The organism is Variovorax sp. P4_B11 (assembly GCF_056402355.1).
The window spans coordinates 1-1,905 of the sequence record NZ_JBFUHO010000146.1; the positions used below are offsets into that span (position 1 = coordinate 1).

The 1,905-nt window shown below is 67.6% G+C and carries 2 protein-coding genes; both read left to right on the forward strand.

Annotation, left to right across the window (positions count from 1 at the left end; translation table 11 throughout):
* Window positions 1-786 (forward strand): methyl-accepting chemotaxis protein (locus AC1DYD_RS41300; protein WP_478178477.1); only part of this gene is annotated, 786 nt, incomplete at its 5' end.
* A gap of 59 nt (window positions 787-845) precedes the next feature.
* Window positions 846-1,905: MCP four helix bundle domain-containing protein (locus AC1DYD_RS41305; RefSeq protein ID WP_478178478.1), on the forward strand; the 1,060-nt coding region annotated here is incomplete at its 3' end.

Genomic DNA, 1,905 nt, shown 5'->3' on the forward strand with positions numbered 1-1,905 from the left:
GTCAAGCAGAACGCGGACAACGCGCGTCAAGCGAATCAACTGGCCGTCTCGGCCTCCGAAGTGGCGGTCAAGGGCGGGGAGGTGGTGAGCCAGGTGGTGGACACGATGGCCTCGATCAACGCCTCGTCGAAGAAGATCGTGGACATCATCGGCGTGATCGACGGCATCGCCTTCCAGACCAACATCCTGGCGCTGAACGCGGCGGTGGAAGCCGCCCGCGCCGGCGAGCAGGGCCGCGGCTTCGCGGTGGTGGCCTCGGAGGTGCGCAGCCTGGCGCAGCGCTCGGCGGCGGCGGCCAAGGAGATCAAGGGGCTGATCGACGACTCGGTGGGCAAGGTGGGCGCGGGCAGCGCGCTGGTGGCGCAGGCCGGCAAGACGATGGAAGAGATCGTCGGCAGCGTCAAGCGGGTGACCGACATCATGGGCGAGATCACGGCGGCGAGCCAGGAGCAGACCTCGGGGATCGAGCAGATCAACCAGGCGATCGCGCAGATGGACCAGGTGACGCAGCAGAACGCGGCGCTGGTCGAAGAAGCCTCGGCGGCTGCGCAGTCGCTCCAGGCGCAGGCCGGCAGCCTGTCGCAGGTCGTGAGCACCTTCAAGCTCGACGCGGAGAGCCCCGCGGTGCACACCACGGCGCGCGCCGCAGCTCCGAAGGCGCCGATCGCAAAGTCCGCTCCGAAGACGCACGGCCTGCCGCTTGCGGCGCCGCGCGAACAGCAGGCCGCTGCGCCGTCCCGGCCGGTGGCAGCGGCCGCCGCCGTGGGCGACTGGACCGAGTTCTAGACAGTCATGCGGCACCGCGGTGCCGATTCACCAGTTCGATGGAAGAAAGGGAATGTGCGATGAGCTTGAAGAATCTGAAGATCGGCATGCGCCTGGGCGTGGGCTTCGCAGCCATGCTGGTGCTGATGGCCTCGATATCCGCGACCGGCATGCTTCGGTTGGCCAACGTGGGCAATGCGACGCAAGAGATGGTGGGGGGCGCGCTGGTCAAGGAGCGCCTCGTCGGGCAGTGGTCGACCCTGCTCGCGGCCAGCATCGTGCGCACCTTCGCGATGGTCAAGGCCACCGACAGCGCCACCGAGGCCTACTTCAGGAAGCAGATCGGGGAGGGCGTCGCGCGCATCAATCCGATCCAGAAGGAGTTGGAGGGACTGCTGAGCTCGCCGGCGGAGAAGGATCTCTACGGCAAGGTGGCGGAGCAACGCAAGGGGGTCCTCGAGATGCTGGCCGTCCTCAACAAGCTCAAGGCCAACAACGACGGGGAGGCCGCGAACAAGCTGGCCGACACCCAATTCAGTGCGCTGCTTGCGAACTACGAAAAGGCCGTCGAAAACCTCGCCGCCTACCAGCGCGAACAGATCGACAACGCGGCCAAGGGCATCGCGAAGGATGACCAGGCGGGCCGCACCTACCTGATCGTGCTGTCGGCCATCGCGCTCCTCATGGGTGCGCTTCTGGCCTGGCGCCTGACGGTCGGCATCACGCGCCCGCTGGGCAAGGCGGTCGAGGTGGCCGAGACGGTGGCGGACGGCAACCTGGGCAGCCGCATCGAGACCGAGGGCCGGGATGAGACCGCGCAACTGATGCAGGCACTGAAGCACATGAACGACAGCCTGGCGAAGGTGGTCGGCGAAGTCCGCACGGGCACCGACACGATCGCGACGGCGTCGGGCCAGATCGCCACCGGCAACCAGGACCTGTCCTCGCGCACCGAAGAGCAGGCCAGCTCGCTGGAAGAGACGGCGGCCTCGATGGAAGAGCTCACTTCGACGGTCAAGCAGAACGCCGACAACGCCCGGCAGGCCAACCAGTTGGCCGTCTCGGCCTCCGAGGTGGCGGTCAGGGGCGGCAGCGTGGTCAGCCAGGTGGTCGGCACCATGGGCTCGATCAACGCCTCGT